The following is a 6,789-nucleotide window of genomic DNA, read 5'->3' on the forward strand; positions in this document are numbered from 1 at the left end:
AAACTAGGAAGCTAGCCGCAGGCTGTACTTGAGTACGGCAAGGCGAAGCTGACGTGGTTTGAAGAGATTTTCGAAGAGTATTAAAATAATTTTAAGTAACTTTAGTGAGTCTAAGAAAAAACTCCTGGAGTAAAAAATTGCCCTCTATAGAAAAACGAACCAGCTTGACTGATTCGTTTCGTGACTGCTAAGTCCTACTTCCGATACATTTTAAACTGTAGGAAGAGGTCGCTATATTTTCCTGTCCATTTATGGTCAAATTTCTCATAAACTTCTAGGTGTTTCATGGTTTCAGCATCTGGATAGAAGGCCTTGTCTTCTTTTTTCTCCTCTGGGAGCAATTCCTTAGCTGGTAGGTTTGGTGTTGAATAGCCAACATACTCCGCATTTTTGAGAGCATTTTCGGGTTTCAACATAAAATTGATAAAAGCATAGGCTGCATCTTGGTTTTTGACTGTTTTGGGAATAACCATATTGTCAAACCAAAGGTTGCTGGCTTCTGTCGGTACCACATAGCGTAGATTTTCGTTTTTTTCTAGCATTTGGCTGGCTTCACCAGAGAAGGTCACGCCGATTGCAGCGTTATTCTGAATCATGTAGCCCTTCATCTCGTCCGCCACAATAGCCTTGATATTTGGAGTCAGTTTATAGAGCTTATCCACTGTCTCTTCCAACTGCTGGGGATCCTTGGAGTTGAGGCTGTAACCGAGGGAATTGAGCCCCAGACCCAGCACCTCACGCGCCCCATCAAAGAGCATGATAGAGTTCTTATACTCTGGCTTCCAGAGGTCGTCCCAATGTTCAGGCGCTTCCTCTACCATGGTTTCATTGTAGACAATTCCCAAGGTTCCCCAGAAGTAAGGGATAGAGAATTTATTACCTGGGTCAAAGGACTGGTTGAGGAACTCTGGTCCGATATTTTCAAGACCTTCAAGTTTTGAATAGTCAAGCGGTACCAAGAGGTCTTCGTCCTTCATCTTGTTAATCATGTATTCACTAGGTATGGCAATATCGTAGGTCGTTCCACCCTGCTTAATCTTGGTATACATGGCTTCGTTGGAGTCAAAGGTCTCGTACTGGACTTGGATGCCTGTCTCTTCTGTGAATTGCTCCAAGAGTTCAGGATCGATATAGTCTCCCCAGTTGTAGATAACCAGTTTTTGACTATCTCGACTATTGATTTTACTATCTAGATGCGTCGCAACTCCCCACAAGACGAGGATAATCGCTGCAATTCCTGCTAAAAATGAATAGAGTTTTTTCATGCTTGCTCCTCCTTCTCACGTGAGATAAAGTAATATCCAACCACTAGGATAATACTAAAGAGAAAGACAAGGGCAGACAGGGCATTGATTTCTAGCGAAATTCCCTTGCGAGCACGAGAATAAATCTCGACCGACAGGGTTGAAAAGCCATTTCCAGTCACAAAGAAGGTCACGGCAAAGTCATCTAGCGAATAGGTGAAAGCCATGAAATAACCTGCAATGATAGACGGAGTCAGGTAAGGAAGCATGATTTCCTTGAACATCTGAAATTGACTGGCTCCCAAGTCATAGGCCGCATGAATCATGTCGCCATTCATTTCCTTGAGACGAGGCAAGACCATTAAGACCACGATAGGAATGGAGAAAGCCACGTGACTAGAAAGAACAGTCAAAAAGCCAAGTGAAAACTTGAGTTGAGTAAAAAGAATCAAGAAGCTGGCACCAATCATAACGTCAGGCGCAACCATGAGGATATTATTGAGTGAAAGAAAGGCTTCTTGGTATTTCTTACGAGACTGATAAATGTAAATAGCACCGAAAGTCCCGATAATAGTCGCAATCAAGGCTGACAGAAAGGCCAAGAAAAAGGTCTGAGTCACAATCAACATGAGACGACCATCGCCAAACATGGTTTTAAAATGGCTCAAGCTAAAACCTGTAAAGCTATTCATGTCGTTGCCTGCATTAAAGGCATAGCCAATCAAGTAAAAAATCGGCAGGTAGAGGACAAGAAAGACCAGTCCCAGATAAAGGTTAGCAAATTTTTTCATCGTTCTCTCCTTTCCTTAGTCACCCACATGGTGATGAACATGGTCAGAATGAGAATCACACCGATGGTTGAACCCATACCGTAGTTGTCATTGGTCAGGAAGTTCTGCTCAATGGCCGTTCCCAGCGTGATAACCCGGTTCCCACCAATCAAACGGGTCAGCATGAAGAGACTCAAGCTTGGGATAAAGACAGACTGTACCCCACTTCTCACTCCATTCATCGATAGAGGGAAGATGACATGACGGAAGGTTTCCCACTTAGTCGCACCGAGGTCATAGCTGGCATTGATGAGGTTGTTATCCATATCGTCCAAGACATTGAAAATCGGCAAAATCATAAAGGGAAGCTCGATGTAGCTTGCGACAAAGATAAAGGAGAAATCGGTAAAGAGCAACTGCTGCGAACCGATTCCGATAAATTCCAAGAATTGGTTAATAGAGCCATTCTGACCAAAAATCCCGATAAAGGCATAGGCCTTGAGGAGCAAATTGATCCAGGTTGGCAGGATAATCAGCATGAGCCAGAGTTGACGGTGCTTGAGGCGGGTCAAAAAGAGGGCTGTCGGATAGCTGATAAGGAGGGTTACAAAGGTCACAATTCCTGCATAAAGCACTGAGTTGAAACTCATTTTGAGATAGGTCAAGTTTTGTGACGCAAAGTAGGATTTATAGTTTTCTAAACTAAACTGGCCTTCGATGTTGAAAAAGGATTGACCGAAAATCAAGACCAAGGGTGCTAATACAAAGAGGGCAATCCAAAGCATGTAGGGCACTACAAAGAGTTTAGAGCTTGTTTTCTTCATCTCTTTCCTCCTCGATTGCATTAATCAGACCTGCTTCTTGCTCTTCGATTTCTACGTATTCTTCGATACGAGCATCAAACTCCTCCTCGGTTTCGTTGAGACGCATGATGTGGATGTCTTCTGGTTCAAAGTCCAGACCGATTTCCTCACCCACGATAGCCTTACGGGTTGAGTGGATCATCCATTCATTTCCAAGTTCGTCATAGGCGATAATTTCATAGTGAACTCCACGGAAGAGCTGAGTATCCACCTTAACTTGGAGCTTGCCTTCTTCAGGAAGGGTAATCCGCAAGTCCTCTGGACGAATAACGACCTCAACAGGTTCATTTGGTTTCATCCCCCCATCGACCGCTTCGAAGCGTTTGCCGTTAAACTCAACCAAGTAGTCCTCAATCATGGTTCCTGGCAAGATATTTGACTCACCGATAAAGGTCGCAACAAAATGGTTAATCGGCTCGTCGTAGATGTCCACAGGTGTTCCAGACTGGACAATCTCGCCATCATTCATAACGAAAATCCAGTCACTCATGGCAAGGGCTTCTTCCTGATCGTGAGTGACAAAGACAAAAGTAATCCCCAATCGTTGTTGCAGTTCCCGCAGTTCGTACTGCATGTCTGTTCGCAATTTCAAGTCCAGCGCTGATAAAGGCTCGTCCAACAAAACCACACGAGGTTGGTTGATGATGGCACGGGCAATAGCCACACGCTGACGTTGTCCTCCAGAGAGTTTACGGATGGAACGTCTTTCATAACCTTCCAACTGAACCATCTTGAGAACTTCCGCTACGCGCTTCTCGATTTCTTTCTTGTCAATTTTACGCAAGCGGAGTGGAAAGGCAACATTTTCAAACACATTCATATGTGGGAACAAGGCATAGGATTGGAAGACCGTATGAACATCTCGCTTGTTGGTTGGAATGTCATTGATACGGACACCATCTAGCATGATATCTCCTGTCGTAGCATCCAGTAGACCTGCAATGATGTTTAGGATAGTTGATTTCCCTGAACCAGATGCGCCTAGAAGGGTGTAGAATTTTCCTTCTTCCAACTCAAAGTTGATGTTTTTGAGAACCTTGGTGTTGCTGTCTTCAAAAACTTTAGAGACGTTTTTGAATTCGATAATTGGTTTTTTCAATTGGCATAAATTCCTTCTTTTTCATAGATTAACAGATCAGGGCTCTGTCAGGCCGCCACTACCTCTTGCAGGGAGTAAAACCACCTGCATACATCTTCGCTACCGATAGGCTTTCACCCCCTTTCCATGACATAGTAGCAGCTTTTCAACTACAGCTTTCTACTTGCTTTCACCTAAAATACGGACTTCTCTCTCAAGAGTAACGCCAGAGTGTTCCTTGACTTTTTCAATCACAGACTCAATCAAGTCTTCATAGTCTTTGGCCGTTCCATCTGCGACATTGATCATAAATCCTGCGTGCTTTTCAGACACTTCTACGCCACCGATACGATAGCCTTTCAAGCCAGCTTCTGAAATTAATTGACCTGCAAAATGACCTACTGGACGCTTAAAGACCGAACCACAAGATGGATATTCTAAAGGTTGCTTGAGTTCACGGAGATGCGTCAAGCGATCCATTTCTTGCTTGATAACCTGATGGCTTCCTGGAGCAAGGGCAAATTTAGCTGACAAGACAATTGCACCAGACTCCTGAATGGCTGAGTGGCGGTAACCAAAAGCCAAATCTTTGGCAGACAGAGTCTCGATTTCTCCGTCCTTAGTCAAGATCTTACAAGACTGTAAGATATGGGAAATCTCGCCACCATAGGCACCCGCATTCATAAAGACAGCACCACCGACACTTCCAGGAATGCCACAAGCAAACTCAAAGCCCGTCAAACTATGACGAAGGGCAATGCGAGTTGTCTCAATCAAGTTAGCCCCAGCTTCAGCTTCAATAGTATAGCCATCAACGGAAACGTTATTGAGCTTGTCACACAAGATGACAAATCCACGAATCCCACCATCACGAACGATAATGTTGCTGGCATTTCCAAGAACCATCCAAGGAATATTTTCTTGATTGGCAAATTTAACAACGCGAGCCAACTCAAAACGATTTCGTGGAAAGACCAAATAATCAGCCTCTCCACCTACTTTTGTATAACTATAGCTATGCAAGGGTTCCTTGAAACGGATATCAATCCCTTCTAAGATTTCAAGCATTTTTTCTTTTACTGACATGTCACTCTTCCTTTTACAAAATTCATTCCATTATACCATTTTTAGAGACATTTGACGACCATAAAAAGACCTTGTTTGGATTTTGCATAAGAAAAAGAGGTTTCCCCCTTTTATTATGATTTTTTACAAAAGATTGCCTTGGTTCCATAGGCAACCAGAACAAGTTCAAGTGCTAGGACAACTTCAACCAAGACTGGATTTGTCAACCAGCCAACTTGGACTAGAGATGGTGCTAGGTCAAAGAAGGCGTGTAGGCCATAGGCTGCTAGGAGATAAATCCATTTCTTCTGGCGAACAGCTTGGTAAACCCAAACTGTCAAAAGTAATTGGAAAGCTAGAGCCAAGATTCTCTCAAAACCAAGCAAATAAATCTGCCAGACTGATAGCGACTGAATGGTTTTCAACATATTTTCAGACAGCAATTTCATAACCTGTGGATCCTGAGTTTGAACTGCCGAAAGCACGAAGTAGAGATTGAGTAAACTAGTAAGGCCTAGGAAAATTAATTCCAAGCCACCATGCCCCAGTCCATAAGCCAAAGCGTCTGCCTTTTCCAAACTTCTCTTTTTCTCCAACCATTTGAAGAAAACAAGACGAGCAGTTTCCTCAAAAAATGCTGCCATGGCTAGTCCATAGATGATATAGACAAGCGGATGGTCTTGCAAGAGGGCAATACTACCGTCTTTTTGAGGATGCAAAACTAAGATATGCACTAGTTTTTCCAAAATCTGAGAAGAGACAAAGAAAGCAACAGCCCCCAAGCCCAAAACAGCTAAATTAATCTTGTATTTCTTTTTGGCATACCAAATGCTCCCTATCAAGAAAGCCAGTAACAACAACATGGTAATAATGATATGAATGGTCATTTTCTTCTCCTATTCTGCCTTTTCAATATCTTTTTTCATCTCGTCAACATTGAACTTAGCAAACAAGTATTGACGGTCTTGGACTGGGAAACGTTGGTCCAACTGGTCAACTGCTCCCACCTCGATAATGCCTTCCTTGATGACAAAGTCCATGACATGCCCACCGAAGGTCAAGTCATCTGAGATGAAGTGTAGATGATAGCCTGCCACACTGACTCCATGAAAAATCTCAGGCGTCCAGAAACCAACAATGGTTCCCGCCACATTGTCACGACTATATTCCGGTTGATGGGTTGCGACCTCAGCAAACTTGGTATCTGGTGTTGACTTAGGAATCATACGCACATGCATATGCGAAAATTCCCCCCGAATCTTGATAGAGCGGAAAAGATTTTCCCCATCATAATAAGACTCAATTCGTTCTTCCAATTCCTTGTCTGTCATCTGAAAGCGCTGGCGGAAAATGACCTCTGCCTGATGCGGTACTACTGCTGCATAAGGAATAAGGGCATCTGGCGACACTTCTACAATCTCTGGCTGGTCTCCAGACCCTTTGGCCTGATAAGCCTTACCATCCAAGACAATCAATTCCCCATCAATAGAATCCAAGGTTCCCAAACCAAGGTCACCATGCTCTAGCAATTCTCCTACTGTCATAGTCCCACCATAAAGGCCAGCCATCAAGGCTCCAAGAGTATTGTATTGAAATAATTTCACTGGTTCCTGCACGTTCTTATCCATTCACTTTCTTATCTGTTATACTCAATGAAAATCGAAGAGCAAACTAGTAAGCGAGCCGCAGATTGCTCAAAGCACTGCTTTGAGGTTGTAGATAAGACTGACGAAGTCAGCTCAAAACACTGTTTTGAGGTTGTGGATAGA

General features: G+C 43.4%; 7 protein-coding genes. All 7 read right to left on the reverse strand.

Going from position 1 to position 6,789, the window contains the following annotated elements:
• Positions 1 to 194: 194 nt before the first annotated feature.
• Positions 195 to 1,265: an ABC transporter substrate-binding protein gene (locus ADH54_RS00980; RefSeq protein WP_049523525.1), complete on the reverse strand. Its 1,071-nt coding sequence runs from the start codon at positions 1,263 to 1,265 to the stop codon at positions 195 to 197.
• Positions 1,262 to 2,035: an ABC transporter permease gene (locus ADH54_RS00985; protein ID WP_000712740.1), complete on the reverse strand. Its 774-nt coding sequence runs from the start codon at positions 2,033 to 2,035 to the stop codon at positions 1,262 to 1,264. Before ADH54_RS00985 ends, ADH54_RS00980 begins: the two co-directional genes overlap by 4 nt.
• The gene (locus tag ADH54_RS00990; RefSeq protein WP_000753801.1) at positions 2,032 to 2,838 is read right to left on the reverse strand and encodes an ABC transporter permease; all 807 of its coding nucleotides are present in this window, start codon (positions 2,836 to 2,838) and stop codon (positions 2,032 to 2,034) included. Before ADH54_RS00990 ends, ADH54_RS00985 begins: the two co-directional genes overlap by 4 nt.
• Positions 2,819 to 3,976 carry an ABC transporter ATP-binding protein gene (locus ADH54_RS00995; protein ID WP_049523527.1) on the reverse strand — a complete coding sequence of 386 codons (1,158 nt, stop codon included), beginning with the start codon at positions 3,974 to 3,976 and terminating at the stop codon, positions 2,819 to 2,821. The genes ADH54_RS00990 and ADH54_RS00995 overlap by 20 nt, the downstream gene beginning before the upstream one ends.
• Before the next feature lie 159 nt (positions 3,977 to 4,135).
• Positions 4,136 to 5,041, reverse strand: coding sequence for a UDP-N-acetylmuramate dehydrogenase (murB, locus tag ADH54_RS01000; protein ID WP_049523529.1), 906 nt, complete (start codon positions 5,039 to 5,041; stop codon positions 4,136 to 4,138).
• Positions 5,042 to 5,154: 113 nt separating this feature from the next.
• Positions 5,155 to 5,907 carry a YhfC family intramembrane metalloprotease gene (locus tag ADH54_RS01005; RefSeq protein WP_049523531.1) on the reverse strand — a complete coding sequence of 251 codons (753 nt, stop codon included), beginning with the start codon at positions 5,905 to 5,907 and terminating at the stop codon, positions 5,155 to 5,157.
• 9 nt (positions 5,908 to 5,916) lie between these two features.
• Positions 5,917 to 6,648 carry an acetolactate decarboxylase gene (budA, locus tag ADH54_RS01010; protein ID WP_049523532.1) on the reverse strand — a complete coding sequence of 244 codons (732 nt, stop codon included), beginning with the start codon at positions 6,646 to 6,648 and terminating at the stop codon, positions 5,917 to 5,919.
• Between the last annotated feature and the right edge of the window lie 141 nt (positions 6,649 to 6,789).

Source organism: Streptococcus pseudopneumoniae, assembly GCF_001072315.1.
GTDB classification, from domain to species: Bacteria; Bacillota; Bacilli; order Lactobacillales; family Streptococcaceae; genus Streptococcus; species Streptococcus pseudopneumoniae_R.

Bases quoted from the DNA above. Each gene is read 5' to 3' on its own strand.
- ADH54_RS00980 (WP_049523525.1), bottom strand. From the start codon at position 1,265: ATGAAAAAACTCTATTCATTTTTAGCAGGAATTGCAGCGATTATCCTC.
- ADH54_RS00985 (WP_000712740.1), bottom strand. From the start codon at position 2,035: ATGAAAAAATTTGCTAACCTTTATCTGGGACTGGTCTTTCTTGTCCTC.
- ADH54_RS00990 (WP_000753801.1), bottom strand. From the start codon at position 2,838: ATGAAGAAAACAAGCTCTAAACTCTTTGTAGTGCCCTACATGCTTTGG.
- murB (WP_049523529.1), bottom strand. From the start codon at position 5,041: ATGTCAGTAAAAGAAAAAATGCTTGAAATCTTAGAAGGGATTGATATC.
- ADH54_RS01005 (WP_049523531.1), bottom strand. From the start codon at position 5,907: ATGACCATTCATATCATTATTACCATGTTGTTGTTACTGGCTTTCTTG.
- budA (WP_049523532.1), bottom strand. From the start codon at position 6,648: ATGGATAAGAACGTGCAGGAACCAGTGAAATTATTTCAATACAATACT.